The organism is Sphingosinicella sp. LHD-64, from assembly GCF_031157375.1.
Classification (GTDB): domain Bacteria; phylum Pseudomonadota; class Alphaproteobacteria; order Sphingomonadales; family Sphingomonadaceae; genus Allosphingosinicella.
The window spans coordinates 876693-891842 of record NZ_JAVIFV010000001.1 but is presented as its reverse complement, the minus strand read 5'-3'; the positions used below and the strand labels follow the sequence as shown (position 1 = coordinate 891842).

The window sequence follows — 15150 nt, the reverse complement described above, 5'->3', positions numbered from 1 at the left end:
TCAGTAGCGCAGGATCAGGCGCAGGTCGTACGTGCGCGGCGCCGCGTAGAAGCCGACCTGCACGCCGGGGAAGCTCTCCAGGTTGAAGCCCTGCACCCTGACTGCCTTGTCGGTGAGGTTCCGGACGCCGGCGCGCAGCTCCCAGCGCTCGTCCGAGCTGCCGATCGCGACGAAGCCGTTGATGAGGCCATAGCCCGGCTGGCGCAGCACCGGCGAGTCGGTGATCTCGATCGCCGAGGTGCTGCGATAGGCGGCGTCGACGTGGATCGTGCCGGAGAGCCGGGCGCTGAGCGGCGCCCGGTAAGTCGCGCCGATGCTGCCGTTCCAGCGCGGCGCGTTGACCAGGTGCCGGTCGCTGACGTCGGTGACCACCGTCCCGACCAGCACCTCGAACTCGCGGTAGCGCGCGTCGAGATAGCCCAGAGAGGCGTTGATGGTGAGGCCGCGCGTGGGGCGTGCGACGAGCTCGAGCTCGGCGCCGTAGGCGCGGGCGCTGGCAGCGTTGGTGAACAGGCTCTGGAATACGCCGGTCACGGGGTCGGCGCCGAAGGACGTGACCTGCACGTCGGTATAGTCGTTGTAGAAGATGGCGGCGTTGGCGATCAGCCGCCCGCCCAGCCAGCGCGTCTTGAGGCCGCCCTCGTAGCTCCAGACATATTCCGGCCGGAACGGGCGGAACTGGAAGTCGCTCGCGGCGCGCCCGTCGAAGCCGCCGCTCTTGAAGCCCCGTGCCGCCGAGGCATAGAGCAGCACGTCGTCGGTCGCGTCGTAGGAGACGGAGACGCGCGGCGTGAACGCCTCGAAGCTCGCCCGGCCGCCGATCGGTTGCCCCGGCACGCCGACGCCCTGGAGGAACGGGGGCTCGTTGCCCGTCACCGAGATGGCCGGATCGAAATAGCTCTCGAACGTGCGGCCGGAGCTGCGCCGCTCATAAGTGTAGCGCAGCCCGGCGCTGAGGCTCAGCCGGTCGGTCAGCGCATAGGTCGCATCGCCGAACACGGCATAGGAATTGGTGATCTGCCGCGTCTCGGCGAGCTGGGCGTTGGGAAAGCCCAGGGCGACTACCGGCAGGCCGAAGATGGTCGCCGCGCCGTCGTCGTAGCCCGAAAAGCTGATGTCTCGATCGTAGAAATAATAGAGTCCGCCGGTGAAGGTGAGGCGGCTGCCCTGATAGAGCAATCGCAGCTCCTGGCTGAACTGCCGCTGGTCCTGGCGCAGCAGGATGTCGAGCACCGGCAAAGGCGAGCCGTCGGTATCGAGGACGAGGTCGAAGTTCATCGCGCGATAGGCGGTGATCGATTCGATCGTCACGCGGTCGCTCGGCCGCCAGCGCGCCGTCAGCGAGACGCCGTAAGCGTCGAGATCGTTGAGGCCGTTGGCGTTGGTCTCGACGTCATAGGGGTCGTCGAGGGCAGGCAGGGTGACGACCGCCGGCGCGGCGACGGTGATCGGCGTCTCGCGGTGCGGGCTGCGCGACGTGTCGGGCCGGTCGCGGCGGGCATCGGCACTGAGCAGCAGCTCGAACTGCGGGCTCGGCTCGAACAGCAGCGCGACGCGGCCGGCATAGCTTTCGAGGTCGCCGTCGTCCGCGCCGGTGAAGAGGTTGTCGTTATAGCCGTCGCGGCGGGTGACGGCGAAGGCGACCTTGCCGCGCAGCGCGTCGCCGGCGAGCGGGCCGCTGACCCGGCCGCGCAGCGTCAGGAAGTCGAAATTGCCGATCCCCGCCTCGAGATAGCCCTCGAGCTCGCGCGCCGGGCGCGTCGAGACGAACTTGACCGCGCCGCCGATCGTGTTGCGGCCGTAGAGCGTGCCCTGCGGTCCGCGCAGCACCTCGATCCGCTCGACGTCGAACAGCTCCAGGAACGCGGCCTGGGAGCGGGCGACGAACACGTCATCGACATAGACGCCGACGCCCGCATCGGCGAAAGCGAGCGAGTCGTTCTGGCCGACGCCGCGGATGTAGATGACGGCATTGCCGCCGTCGCCCTGGTCCAGATAGAGGTTCGGCACCGAATAGCGCAGGCCCGATATGTCGTCGGCCTGCAGCTCCGACACCCGGTTCGCGTCGAAGGCGGTGACGGCGATCGGCACATCCTGCAGCGATTCGGCGCGCCGCCGGGCGGTGACGACGATCTCGCCTTCCGGTGTCGCGCCGGTCACCCGGGGCACCGCGTCTTGTGCTGACGCCGGCGCGGCGGTCCCCAGGATCAGAAGCGCGCCGGCCGCCGTTCCGGCCCCCCACCGCGCGAGATGTCTCATGCCGTTCCTCCCCGAGACCGGATTCTGCGCCGGTCGTGACGGAGCCTACGGCCGCGCCCCGCCGTCGGTCGATGACAGCCGGCGTCAGTTTTGGAGGACAAATTCGCTCAGATGCGATCCTGGGCCGGCGGCCCGGCGGCATAGCGGGCAGGGGTGACGCCGTTCCACGCCTTGAATGCACGTGCGAAGCTGCGTCCGTCGGAAAAGCCGAGCTGCTCGGCGACATCGCCCGGGTGCCGCCGCCCGGCGAGCAGTGTCCGCGCCTGCATATTCAGCACCTCAGCGCGCAGGCTCCGGTAGGTGAGCGACGCCTCGCCGAGGCGGCGGCGCAGCGTCGCGACGCTGACTCCGAGCAGCCGGGCGACCTCGGCCTGATCGCTCGCGCCGCTGATCAGCGCCGCCTTCACCCGGCCGGGGAAGTCGCGCGGTTCGGCCGCCCGCTCGCGCTTCGCGATCAGTGCGGCGACCGCCTCGTAGACATGGGCCGCCCGGCCGGCCTCGGCGGCGTTCGCCACCACCGGCAGGCGGGCGGCGGCGAGATCATATTCCAGCACATAAGCGGCGCTGCCGCAGCGAACCGGAGCCTTCCAGATGGCGAGGAAGCCGTCCGGCGCGGTGCGCGCGTGACGGCGGGTCCGGACCGAGCGGAGGCTGGCCTCCAGGTCCGCGCCCACCACGCGCGAGAGCAACAGGTTGAGGAAAATGAGCACGCCCTCCATCAACGCATGGACGGCGCCGCTGTCTCGACCCACGGCATAGGGGAAGCCCGCATCGTCGACGACATAGGCGATCGCGTCGCGCCGTCGCTCCACCCGGTTGTAGTCGCCGCCATGGACGAGGTTGTAGGCGCGCGCGATACGGCGCATCGCATCCTCCAGGTCGCGCGCGCCGCCGATGGTTTCGACGACGAAGTCCGACGTGCCTGGCTTGAGGGTGCGGCGCGAGAGGTGGCAGGTTTCGTCCTGACCGGCGACCGCGATGCGCTGCACCAGCCTGAAATAGTCGGCGAGGGTCAGGCGCCCGTCGGCCACCGGCGGCACCTCGCCGAGCGAGGCCGCATAGGCAGTGAGCGCCGAAACCTCCTCGGCGGAGACCATCAGCCGTTCGGGCGCGCTTGGCGCCGCAGTCGTCCCATTCGAGCTCACGGGTCGCAGAATGCGGCGCTTTCCGGTGCGAGGCAACGCCTTCGGGCGCACCGGAATCTGAAAAGATTCTGGATTTCGTTTTTCAGCGGGTTCTCAGGATCAATCGGAGCGAGCGCCCTAGGCTTCCCGCGTGTTCATGGGCCAGCGGGACCGGTCGTCGCGATGGTGGGTAGCGAACACGCCCTGCCGGCAGTCGGGCGTCAAGAAGTTGGGGGGACTTCGCGACAGCCGGCTTGCTGAGGTCCGCCGAAGCGGTCTGAGCAGACAGGGAACGGGCGCGCCGGAGGCCGCGGGCACGCAGCGGCACCCGGCGCGCCCGATACCGTTCTCGCAGGTCAACCCTCCTTCGCCGCCTGCCGCCAACGCGTGAGGGCGAATTCGGTATAGCCGTTGGGCGTCGCCGCGCCGTCGAACACCAGCGCCTTCGCCGCCGCGAAGGCCGGGCCGCCGAAGCCGGGCGCCATCGGCCGGTAGGCGGGATCGCCCGCATTCTGGCGATCCACCACCGCCGCCATCCGCTCCAGCACCGCGACGACCTCCGCCTCGGTAACGATGCCGTGGCGCAGCCAGTTGGCGATGTGCTGGGAGGAGATGCGCAGGGTGGCGCGGTCCTCCATCAGGCCGATGTCGTGGATGTCGGGCACCTTGGAGCAGCCGACGCCGGCATCGATCCAGCGCACGACATAGCCGAGGATGCCCTGGCAATTGTTCTCCAGCTCCTCGCGGATTTCTTCGGCCGAGAAGTTGCGCCCGCGGGCCAGCGGCGGGGTCAGCAGCGCGCCGAGCTCGCCGGTGACCGGCGCCTCCGCCAGCTGGTCCTGCACGGCGAGCACGTCGACCTCGTGATAGTGCAGCGCGTGGAGTGTCGCGGCGGTGGGTGAGGGGACCCAGGCCGTGGTCGCGCCCGCCTTCGGATGGCCGATCTTCTGGACGAGCATGTCGGCCATCCGGTCGGGCGCCGCCCACATGCCCTTGCCGATCTGCGCCTTGCCCTTGAGACCGGCGGCGAGGCCGATGCCGACATTGCGCGCCTCATAGGCCCTGATCCAGCCGGCGTCCTTGATCTCGCCCTTGCGGATCACCGGGCCGCCTTCCATCGCGGTGTGAATCTCGTCGCCGGTGCGGTCGAGGAAACCGGTGTTGATGAACACCAGCCGTTCGCGCGCCGCATGGATGCAGGCGGCGAGATTGGCGCTCGTCCGCCGTTCCTCGTCCATGACGCCGATCTTGAGGGTATTGCGCGGAAGGCCGAGCAGGTCTTCGACCCCGCCGAACAGCTCGCAGGCGAAGGCGACCTCCTCCGGCCCGTGCAGCTTGGGCTTCACGATATAGATCGAGCCGGTGCGGCTGTTGCGGTCGCCGGCCTTGAGGTCGTGCAGCGCGCAGAGCGAGGTCACGACCGCGTCGATCATCGTTTCCGGCATGGCGACGCCGGCGATCGTCACCATGTCGGAATACATGTGATGTCCGACATTGCGGACGAGCAGCAGCGCGCGGCCCTTGAGGCGGAGCGTGCCGCCGCCGGGCGCGTCATAGTCGCGGTCCGGCTCCAGCGCGCGCTCTTCGGTGCGGCCGCTTTTGGCAAAGCTGGCGGTGAGCGTGCCCTGCATCAGGCCGAGCCAGTTGCGGTAGACCAGCACCTTGTCCGCCGCGTCGACCGCCGCGACCGAATCCTCGCAGTCGACGATCGTGCTCAGTGCGGATTCGATGACGAGGTCGGCGACGCCCGCCGGATCGTCCCGGCCGATCGCGTGATCGCGGTCGATCGCGATCTCGATGTGCAGCCCGTGATTGCGCAGCACGATCGCGTCCGGCGCGGCCGGATCGCCGCGCCAGCCGGCGAGCTTGCCGGGCTCGGCGAGGGTCGTGGTGCGGCCGTCCAGATCGGCGACGAGGGTTCCGTCGACGATGCGATAACCCCGGACATCGCCATGCGCGGCGCCGTCGAGCGGGGCGGCCTGATCGAGCAGCGCCTTCGCCCGGGCGATCACGCGCGCGCCGCGCGCCGGATCGTAGCCGCCGCCCTGCGGTAGGTCGCCGAGCGCGTCGGTGCCGTAGAGCGCGTCATAGAGGCTGCCCCAGCGGGCGTTGGCGGCGTTCAGCGCGTAGCGGGCGTTGGTGACCGGCACGACGAGCTGCGGGCCCGGCGTCGCGGCGAGCTCGATGTCGACATTGGCGGTCTCGATGCCGAACGGGGCCGGTTCGGGGACGAGGTATCCGATCTCGGTCAGGAACGCCGTGTGCGCGGCGAGGTCGAACGGCCGGCCGGCCCGGGCGCGATACCAGTCGTCGATCTGGGTCTGGAGCGTGTCGCGCCGGTCGAGCAGCGCCCGGTTGCGCGGCGCGAGATCGGCCAGCAGGGCGGCGAACCCGCTCCAGAAAGCGTCCGCCGACAGGCCGGTGCCGGGCAGCGCTTCGTCCTCGATGAAGGCGCAGAGGCCGTCGTCGACAGTGAGACCGGACCTTTCCACACTAATCTCCTCATCCGCCGTTCGCTCTGAGCTTGTCGAAGGGCTGTCCTTCTTCCGGAGAGAAGAGAAGGGCAGGGCTTCGACAAGCTCAGCCCGAACGGTGTTTCAATGACCGTTCGCTCAAAGCTCCTTGAGTGGCACGCCGGCATCGGCGAGCCGCGCCTTGTCCGGCGCCATCCCCTCGGCCACCAGTTTGCGGCCCTGCACATAGTCCTTCACCGCATTGACGCAGTCGAGCGCAATCACCTGTCCGGCGCGCAGATAGACGACCGAGAAGCTCCGCGCCGCGGGATTGCCGCGCACGACGCGTTCGTCATGACCGATCGAGAGGCCCACCGTCTGGAGCTTGAGGTCGTACTGGTTGGACCAGAACCAGGGCACCGCCGCATAGGGCTCCGCCGTGCCGGTGATATGTTTGGCGGCCGTCGTCGCCTGATCGGTCGCGTTCTGCACCGATTCGACCCGGACGCGGCTGCCGGCGGCGAAGCGGTTCTCGTGCGCCGCGCAGTCGCCGACCGCATAGATGTCGGGCAGGCTGGTGCGGCAATAATCGTCGACCTCGACGCCGTTGCCGACCGCGGCGCCGGCCTCGGCGAGCGGCTCGACGGCGGGCAAAATGCCGACGCCGACGATCACCATGTCGGCCGGGATCACCTCGCCGTCGGACAGCTGGACGCCGGTCGCGGCGGTGTCGCCCAGGATGCAGTCGACGCCGATGCCGGTGCGCAGCTCGACGCCGTGGTCGCGGTGGTCGGCCTCGTAGAAGCGCGAGATCTCCTCGCCCGCGACCCGGGCCAGCACCCGGTCGAGCGCCTCCAGCAGCACGACCTCTTTGCCGAGCTTTGCGAGCACCGCCGCCGCCTCGAGGCCGATATAGCCGCCGCCGATCACCACCACGCGACTGGTGGTCGCGAGTTCGTCCATCATCCGGTCGACGTCGGCGCGGCTGCGCACCGCATGGACGCGGGTGAGATCGTGGCCCGCGCAGGCCAGCCGCCGGGGCCGCCCGCCGGCCGCCCAGATCAGCTTGCCATAGCCGATCGATGCGCCGTCTTCGGTCGTGACCCGATGGGCGTCGGCGTCGACCGCGGTGATCCGCCGTCCGAGCAGCAGGCCGACGTCGCGTTCCGCCCAGAACGTCTCCGGCCGGATCAGCAGCCGGTCGAACGTCTTCTCGCCGGCGAGATATTCCTTCGAGAGGGGCGGGCGTTCATAGGGGAGGTCCGGCTCGTCGCTGACAATGGCGATCGAGCCCTCGAATTTGTTCTGCCTGAGCGCGATCGCCGCCTGGGCGCCGGCGTGGCCGCCGCCGACGATCAGGACGTCGTACCGGTCCGCCGCCGCCATCAGTAGACGACCACGGAGCGGATGCTCGTGCCTTCGTGCATCAGATCGAAGGCCCGGTTGATGTCCTCGAGCTTCATCGTGTGGGTGATGAGGTCGTCGATGGCGATCTTGCCGTCCATGTACCAGTCGACGATTCTGGGCACATCGGTGCGTCCGCGCGCGCCGCCGAAGGCCGAGCCTTTCCAGACGCGGCCGGTGACGAGCTGGAAGGGGCGGGTGGCGATCTCCTTGCCGGCCTCGGCGACGCCGATGATGACGCTCTCGCCCCAGCCGCGATGGCAGCATTCCAGCGCCTGGCGCATCACGTCGGTGTTGCCGGTGCAGTCGAAGCTGTAGTCGGCGCCGCCGTCCGTCGCGTCGATCACCGCGGCGACGACCTTGTCGAAGCCCACTTCGGGCGGGTTGATGAAATGGGTCATGCCGAACTTCTCGGCCATCGCTCTTTTGGCCGGGTTGATGTCGACGCCGATGATCTTGTCGGCGCCGACCAGCTTCGCGCCCTGGATGACGTTGAGGCCGATGCCGCCGAGGCCGAAGACGACGACGTTCGATCCGGGCTCGACGCCCGCCGTCCAGATCACCGCGCCGACGCCGGTGGTGACGCCGCAACCGATGTAGCAGATCTTGTCGAACGGCGCGTCGGGGCGGACCTTGGCGAGCGCGATCTCGGGCATCACGGTGAAGTTCGAGAAGGTCGAGCAGCCCATATAATGGTAGATCGTATCGTTCCCGAGCCGGAAGCGGCTGGCGCCGTCCGGCATCACGCCCTTGCCCTGCGTGGCGCGGATCGCGGTGCAGAGGTTGGTCTTCTGTGAGAGGCAGCTTTTGCACTGCCGACATTCCGGCGTGTAGAGCGGGATGACATGATCGCCGACGGCGACGGAGGTCACGCCCGGGCCCACCTCGCGGACGATGCCGGCGCCCTCGTGGCCGAGGATCGAGGGGAAGATGCCCTCCGAATCCTTGCCTTCCAACGTATAGGCGTCGGTGTGGCAGACGCCCGTCGCCATGATCTCCACCAGAACCTCGCCCGCCTTCGGGCCGTCGAGATCGACCTCGTGAATCTCCAGCGGCTGGTTCGGGGCGACGGCGATCGCGGCGCGGGTCTTCATGAGCCTCTCCTCGGCGGGTGCGGGTCCCCCTTAGGAGAGGCGACGGCGATCAGGCAACAGGCTCGACGGCGCCCTCTTGCGCTGCGTCGGGCGTTTCCTTGAGCGCGGTGCGGAAGAGTTCATAGAGCTTGCGCCGGATCGCCGGCGGCGGTCCCTGGCCACAGTCCGGGCCGACGCTCATGACCGAGCGCATGACCGCGCCCCCGAGCAGGATGGTGAGCACCATGGCGGCGCGAATCTCGGCCTCCTCGCCGCCGCCGAGCACGTCGGCGATCGGCTGGAGCACGTCCTCGTGCACCGCCTCGTGGACGATCGCCGCCGCCTGCGGCGAGGAGGATGAGCGCAGGACGATGACGAGCCGCTCCAGATTCTCGCGCTGCTCCTCGTCCTCCTTGCCGTCGAACATCGCGGTCAGGTAGCAGGCGAGCTCCTCGGGCCCGACTGCGATCTGGAACTTGTCGGCCTTGTCGCTGCCGTGCAGGACTTCGCGGAACAGCTCTTCCTTGCTGCCGAAATAGCGGCTGACCAGTGCGACATCGACGCCGACGTCCTTCGCGATGTCGCGCAGGCCCACATTCTCGTAGCTTTCGCGCAGGAAGCGCTGGCGCGCGGCATTCAGCATGCTTGCGCGTGTATCCAGCGCGCTGCGGCGGCGGCGCGCGATCATTTCCCCGAACGACATGGATCAAAATCCTAGCGGTTACGGCCGGCTAATCAACAGTCGTTGACCTTTTATGTCTACACCCGTTGACATGCAATGAACGGACGCTAGAGGGCGTTGCTGCGGCGCGGCAGCCAAGCCGGGCCGATCCGGCGTCCCAGCCTGCCGTTTCGAAAGAACCAGATCATGCGTATCAAGGGGTTGGCGTTCCTTCCGTTGCTTCTGGCGGCGAGCCTCGCCGCATGTTCGGGCGAGCCGCAGCCCGAATCGCCGCCGCCACCGCCGGTCACCGTCGCGACGCCGCTCCAGCAGGAGGTGCGCGACTGGGACGACTATGTCGGCCGGTTCGAGGCGATCCAGGATGTCAACGTGACGCCGCGCGCGTCCGGCTATCTCCAGGTGGTCCATTTCCGCGACGGTGATTTCGTCCGGGAAGGGCAGCTGCTCTTCACCATCGACCCGCGGCCAGCGCAGGCGCAGCTCGATCAGGCGCGTGCCCAGCTCGCGCGGGCCGAGGCGACGCTCGTCAATGCCCGCACCGAGCTCGCGCGCTCGCGCACGCTCGCCCAGTCGCAGGCGGCGAGCACCGAGGAGGTCGAGCAGCGCCAGGCCGCGCTCCGCGCCGCCGAGGCTGACGTCAATGCCGGCCGCGCCAACGTCCGTGCGCAGAGCCTCAATCTCGGCTTCACCCGCGTCGTCGCGCCGATCTCCGGTCGCATCTCGCAGCGCCGGGTCGATCCCGGCAACCCGGTGATCGCCGACCAGACGGTGCTGACCACGATCGTCTCGACCGATCCGCTGCACTTCGCCTTCGACGGGTCGGAAGCGCTGCTGCTGCGCTACCAGCGGCAGAATGCCGGCCGGCAGGCCGGCAGCGAAGTCCGCATCCGCCTGCAGGACGAGGCGACCTACGCCCATTCCGGACGGCTCGACTTCCTCGACAATGCGATCAACCCCGGTTCCGGCACGATCGCTGCCCGGGCGATCGTTCCCAATCCCGACGGCTTCCTCAAGCCCGGCATGGTGGGGCAGCTCCGCCTCGCCGGCACGCCGGGCTATCGCGCGCTGCTGGTGCCGGATACCGCGATCGCGACCGACGGCATCCGCCGCCTGGTCTATGTCGTCGACCGCGAGGGCAATGCGACCGGCAAGCCGGTCCAGCTCGGTCCGCTGGTCGGCAACCTCCGCGTCATCCGTGGCGGCATTGCGCCGCAGGAGCGCGTGGTCATCGATGGCCTGCAGCGCATCATGCCGGGCCAGAAGGTGACGCCGCGCATGGGCCGGATCCAGCCGCCGTCGAACGAGCAGGCGCCGGCCGAGCCGGTGCAGTCGGCCCCGGCTTCCGTTGCGACCCCGGTCGCGGCGGGCGGTCGCTGAGCGAAGCAGGGTTAGGAGTGCCGGCGTGAACATCTCAGGCTTCTTCATCGATCGCCCGATCTTCGCAGCGGTGATTTCGATCTTCATCACGCTGCTCGGCGCGTTCGCCTACCCTACGCTCCCGCTCGCGCAATATCCGGACATCGCGCCGCCCGCCGTCGCGGTCGTCGCCGCCTTCCCGGGCGCGTCGGCCGAGACGATGGCGGAGACGATCGCGGCGCCGATCGAGCAGGAGATCAACGGCGTCGAAGGCCTTTTGTACATGCGCTCGAACTCGAGCCAGGGCCAGACGACGATCACCGTGACCTTCCAGCCGGGGACCGACATCGATACCGCGCAGGTGCTCGTCCAGAACCGCGTCGCGCTCGCCGAGCCGCGCCTGCCCGATCAGGTGCGGCAGATCGGCGTCACCGTGCTCAAGCAGCAGTCGGACTTCCTGATGGTTGCGGCCCTGGTCTCGACCGATCCCGCCGTCGACGTGGACTATGTCGGCAACTACGCCCAGTCGCGCATCCGCGATCGCCTGCTGCGCCTCGAGGGTGTCGGCAACGTGCAGATCTTCGGCGGCGGCTTCTATTCGATGCGGATCTGGATCGATCCGGACCGGGCGGCGGCGCGCGACATCGCTGCCGACGAGATTATCGCGGCGCTGCGCGGGCAGAACGTCCAGGTTGCCGGCGGCTCGATCGGCCAGGCGCCGTTCGATCGCGGCAATCCGGCGTTCGAGCTGCCGGTGCAGGTCCAGGGCCGTCTCGCCGATCCCGACCAGTTCGGCAATGTCGTCCTCAAGACGGATCAGGCGTCCGGCGCGATCACCCGGCTGCGCGACGTTGCCCGGATCACGATCGGCAGCCAGGATTACGGTATCCGCGGCAATTTCGACGGCAAGCGCGGCGTCGCGATCGCGATCCAGCAGCTCCCCGGCTCGAATGCGCTCAGCACCGCGGATGCGGTCCTCAACGATCTCGAGGCGGCATCGCGGGACTTCCCGGCAGGCATCGAATATTCGGTGCCGTACAACCCGACCGAATATGTCCAGGCCTCGGTGAACGAGGTGCAGCGCACCCTGCTCGAGGCGGTGGTGCTGGTGGTGCTCGTCATCGTCGTGTTCCTGCAGACCTGGCGCGCGGCGATCATCCCGATCATCGCCATTCCGGTCAGCCTCGTCGGCACCTTCGCGGTGCTGCTGGCGCTCGGCTTCACGCTCAACACGCTGTCCATGTTCGCGCTCATCCTCGCGGTCGGCATCGTCGTCGACGATGCGATCGTGGTCGTCGAGGCGGTCGAGAAGCATATCAGCGACGGTCTCAGTCCGCGCGATGCGGCGCATCTCACCATGCAGGAGATTTCGGGCGCGCTGATCGCGATCGGCCTGGTGCTCGTCGCCGTGTTCGTGCCGGCGGCGATGATCTCGGGCATCCCGGGCATCTTCTATCGCCAGTTCGCGGTGACGATCGCGGCCTCGGCCGTGATTTCAACGTTGGTGTCGCTGACCCTCTCGCCGGCGCTCGCTGCCCTGCTGCTCAAGCCGCACCGGAAGCACGAGGTGGGCGAAGGCGCCGAAGCGCGGGAAGGCTCGCGCTGGATGCGGCCATTTCAGATCGGCGCGGGCTGGTTCAACCGCGGCTTCGACTGGCTCTCGACCCGCTATGGCGCGCTCACCTCGAAGACCGTCCGGCGCTCGGCGCTGATGCTGATCATCTACGGCGGCCTGCTCGGGCTCACCATCTGGCGGCTCAATGCGACGCCGACCGGCTTCATTCCGGACCAGGATCAGGGCTTCCTGATCGGCGTCGTCCAGCTGCCGGCCGGATCGTCGTTGGAGCGGACCAGCGCGATCATGGAGCGCACGCGCGCGATCGTCGCGCAGAACCCGGCGGTGGTCGGTTCGGGCGAGTTCGCCGGTCTCGACGGAACGACGTTCAGCACCGCGTCGAACAGCGCGGTCCTCTTCCTCCGCCTGGCGCCCCACGAGGATCGCCATGGCGCCGGCCAGAACGCGGCCGAGCTTGCGGGCGCGCTGACCGGCGCGGTCGCGGGGCAGATCGAGGGCGCGCAGGTCTTCTTCCTGTCGCCGCCGCCGGTGCCCGGCCTCGGCAACGGCAGCGGCTTCTCGATGATGATCCAGGACCGCGAGGGCGCTGGCTATCAGGCGCTGCAGGGCGCGACCTTCGCGATGATGGGCGCCGCCCAGCAGAACCAGAACGTCGCCCAGGTCTTCTCGCTGTTCAACACCGGCTCGCCCCGGATCGAGGCGGATGTCGATCGCGACCGCGCCCAGTTGCTCGGCGTCCAGCCTGATCAGGTCTACAGCGCGCTCGGCACCTATCTCGGATCGACCTACGTCAACGACTTCAACCTCTTGGGGCGCACCTTCCGCGTGACCGCCCAGGCGGAGGCGACCGCGCGCGACGATCTCGCCGATGTCGGCCGCCTGCAGGTCCGTTCGTCGACCGGCGCGATGGTGCCACTCTCCGCGGTGGCGACCTTCCGCTACGGCGCCGGCCCGGTCCAGGTGGGCCGCTACAACAACTATCCGGCAGCCGAGCTGTCGGGCCAGACGCCGCCCGGCATCTCGTCCGGCCAGTCGCTGCGCGCGATGCAGGAGATGGCCGCCCAGACGTTGCCGCGCGGTTTCTCCTACGAATGGACCGGCCTCGCCTATGAGCAGCAGGCGGCGGGCAACACGGCGCCGATCGTCTTCGCCGTCGCGGTGTTCTGCGTGTTCCTCGTGCTGGCGGCGCAGTATGAATCGCTGGCGCTGCCGCTCGCGGTCATCCTGATCGTGCCGATGTGCGTCCTCGCCGCGATGACCGGCATCAACATCCGCGGCATGGACAACAACATCCTGACCCAGGTCGGCCTCATCGTGCTGATCGCGCTGGCGGCGAAGAACGCGATCCTGATCGTCGAGTTCGCCCGCCAGGCCGAGGAAGAGCACGGCATGGACCGGTGGGAGGCTGCGATCCACGCCGCCCGCACCCGTCTCCGCCCGATCCTGATGACCAGCTTCGCCTTCATCTTCGGCGTGATCCCGCTCGTCATCGCGGTCGGGCCGGGCGCCGAGATGCGCCAGGCGATGGGCACGGCGGTCGCCTTCGGCATGCTCGGCGTGACCATCTTCGGCCTCGTCTTCACGCCGGTCTTCTACGTGGTCACCCGCGGCCTCGCCCGCTACCTGCCGAAGAAGGTGACCAAGGTCAGCCACTATCCCACGGCCTATGGCACGCCGAACCAGGGCGTCATGGCCGACGAAGCGCCGCAGGGCGGAGGGTCTCGATGAAGCGTCTCTTGACTCTCCTTGCCGGCACCGCGGCGCTCGCCGGCTGCGCGGTCGGCCCGAACTATGTGAGCCCGACGCCGGACGCGCCGAGCCAGCAGCCGTTCGTCAGCGCCGAATCACCGGCCTTCACCGGCAACGAGCCGACCGGGCGCTGGTGGAGCCTGTTCCGCGATCCGCGGCTCGATGCGCTGGTCGAGCAGGCGCTCATCGCCAATACCGACCTGCGCGTCGCTGCGGCGAACCTCGCGCGCGCCCGCGCCGCGCTGCGCGAGACGCGTACCGACCTGTTCCCGAGCACCACCGCCACGGGCAGCTACAGCTACGGCCAGCAGGCCGCCCAGGGCGCGCCTCCGGGTGTCCCCGGGGTCGGCGATCCGACCGACACCTTCAGCCTCGGCTTCGACGTCAATTACCAGCTCGACCTGTTCGGCCGCGTTCGTCGCGCGATCGAGGCGAGCCGGGCGGACGTCGGCGCGGTCCAGGCCGCGTTCGATCTCACCCGCATCACCGTCGCCGCCGAGACGACGCGCGCCTATGCCGATGCCTGCAGCTTCGGCCAGCAGCTCAATGTCGCCCGCGAGACGCTGCGCATCCAGGAGCGGACCTTCGATCTCACCCGCCGCCTGTTCGAGGGCGGCCGGGAGACCGCACTCGAGGCCAATCAGGCCGGCGCCCAACTCGATCAGGTCCGCGCGACCATCCCGACGCTCGAATCGGCGCAGCAATCCGCCTTGTTCCGCCTCGCGGTGCTGACCGGTCGCCCGCCGGCCGAATTCCCGCGCGAGGTCGCGGCCTGTTCGCAGCCGCCGGCGCTGGCCGAGCCGATCCCGGTCGGCGACGGCGCGGCGCTGCTCGCCCGCCGCCCCGACATCCGCCAGGTCGAGCGCAACCTTGCCGCCGCCACCGCGCGGGTCGGCGTCGCCACCGCCGACCTCTACCCGAGCATCACCCTCGGCGGCTCGGTCGGGACGACCGCGCTGTCGGCCGGCGACCTGTTCACCGACGATTCCTTCCGCTTCAGCCTCGGGCCGCTGATCTCTTGGAACTTCCCGAACATTGCGGCGGCGCGCGCCCGCGTCGCCCAGGCCGAGGCTTCGGCCGACGCGGCGATGGCGACGTTCGAGGGGACCTGGCTCAACGCGCTGCAGGAAACCGAAAGCGCGCTCACCGCCTATGCGCGCGAGCTCGACCGCGTGCGTGCGCTCCGCCGCGCCCGTGACCAGGGCGCCGAGGCGGCGCGGATCGCGCGGCTGCGTTACCAGGCCGGCCGCGAGAACTTCCAGGTCGTGCTCGATGCCGAACGGGTGCTGGCCCAGACCGACGCCACCCTCGCCCAGTCGCAGCAGCAGCTGTCGACCAACCTCATCACCCTGTTCCTTGCCCTTGGCGGCGGCTGGCAGGATTCGGAGGCCGTGGCCGCGTCCGCCCCGTCGAGCTAGGCCTCTTCGGGCATCGCGGCCCGCATTCATGCACGATTCCTCCAAAGACGCGGTAT

Annotated in this window: 9 protein-coding genes; 3 read left to right on the top strand and 6 right to left on the bottom strand. The window is 69.2% G+C overall.

Features of this window, described 5'->3' with window-relative positions; genetic code table 11:
• From RCO27_RS04250 to RCO27_RS04225, 6 genes are all read right to left on the bottom strand, one after another.
• Nucleotides 1-2259 carry a TonB-dependent receptor gene (locus RCO27_RS04250; protein WP_309001389.1) on the bottom strand — a complete coding sequence of 753 codons (2259 nt, stop codon included), beginning with the start codon at nt 2257-2259 and terminating at the stop codon, nt 1-3.
• Nucleotides 2260-2366: 107 nt separating this feature from the next.
• Entirely contained in the window at nt 2367-3404 is a 1038-nt protein-coding gene (locus tag RCO27_RS04245; RefSeq protein WP_309001388.1) for a helix-turn-helix domain-containing protein, read from the bottom strand.
• A 335-nt stretch (nt 3405-3739) separates the two neighbouring features.
• Nucleotides 3740-5875 (bottom strand): malate synthase G, encoded by a 2136-nt coding sequence (locus tag RCO27_RS04240; protein ID WP_309001387.1) that lies wholly within the window; start codon nt 5873-5875, stop codon nt 3740-3742.
• A 120-nt stretch (nt 5876-5995) separates the two neighbouring features.
• Nucleotides 5996-7222 carry an FAD-dependent oxidoreductase gene (locus RCO27_RS04235; protein WP_309001386.1) on the bottom strand — a complete coding sequence of 409 codons (1227 nt, stop codon included), beginning with the start codon at nt 7220-7222 and terminating at the stop codon, nt 5996-5998.
• Entirely contained in the window at nt 7222-8334 is a 1113-nt protein-coding gene (locus RCO27_RS04230; RefSeq protein WP_309001385.1) for an S-(hydroxymethyl)glutathione dehydrogenase/class III alcohol dehydrogenase, read from the bottom strand. Before RCO27_RS04230 ends, RCO27_RS04235 begins: the two co-directional genes overlap by 1 nt.
• 49 nt (nt 8335-8383) lie before the next feature.
• Nucleotides 8384-9016, bottom strand: a complete 633-nt coding sequence (locus RCO27_RS04225; protein WP_309001384.1) for a TetR family transcriptional regulator — start codon at nt 9014-9016, stop codon at nt 8384-8386.
• A gap of 165 nt (nt 9017-9181) precedes the next feature.
• Between RCO27_RS04225 and RCO27_RS04220 the strand changes: the two genes are divergently transcribed.
• From RCO27_RS04220 to RCO27_RS04210, 3 genes are read left to right on the top strand one after another with little or no spacing between them, the layout of a single operon-like run.
• Nucleotides 9182-10372 (top strand): efflux RND transporter periplasmic adaptor subunit, encoded by a 1191-nt coding sequence (locus RCO27_RS04220; RefSeq protein WP_309001383.1) that lies wholly within the window; start codon nt 9182-9184, stop codon nt 10370-10372.
• 25 nt (nt 10373-10397) lie between these two features.
• Entirely contained in the window at nt 10398-13655 is a 3258-nt protein-coding gene (locus tag RCO27_RS04215) for a multidrug efflux RND transporter permease subunit (RefSeq protein ID WP_309001382.1), read from the top strand.
• The gene (locus tag RCO27_RS04210; RefSeq protein ID WP_309001381.1) at nt 13652-15094 is read left to right on the top strand and encodes an efflux transporter outer membrane subunit; all 1443 of its coding nucleotides are present in this window, start codon (nt 13652-13654) and stop codon (nt 15092-15094) included. The genes RCO27_RS04215 and RCO27_RS04210 overlap by 4 nt, the downstream gene beginning before the upstream one ends.
• Nucleotides 15095-15150 lie beyond the last annotated feature (56 nt).